The sequence below is a fragment of the Bacillus sp. GbtcB10 genome (genome assembly GCF_019091365.1).
In the GTDB taxonomy this organism is placed as follows: domain Bacteria; phylum Bacillota; class Bacilli; order Bacillales; family Bacillaceae; genus Bacillus; species Bacillus altitudinis.
In genome coordinates this window covers 1-248 of the sequence record NZ_JAGXJP010000305.1, presented here as the reverse complement: position 1 = coordinate 248, position 248 = coordinate 1, and the positions used below count along the sequence as shown (strand labels likewise).

Annotated in this window: 1 pseudogene; it reads right to left on the bottom strand. The window is 34.7% G+C overall.

Going from position 1 to position 248, the window contains the following annotated elements:
* Positions 1-248: pseudogene (locus KVT11_RS20335) on the bottom strand (peptide ABC transporter substrate-binding protein); the annotation flags it as partial.

Here is a 248-nt window from a genome sequence, read left to right as displayed (position 1 = left end):
AGTAATGCTTCCCATCGAGCTTTTTCATCACCAGCTAAAGTCGTTTTAACCTTTTCAATTGTTTTATCGAATTCCTTATTAGAGTAATGATCTAAGTTGTATGGGTTATTCGTTGTAAACAATTCTAGGAATGTAATTGGATCAGCAAAGTCAGGGCTCCAGCCATCAATACCAATTTCATAGTCACCTTTTAATAAAAGTGAAACTTGTTGTTTACGTGGTTGTGGTTTCACATTTACTGTTAATCC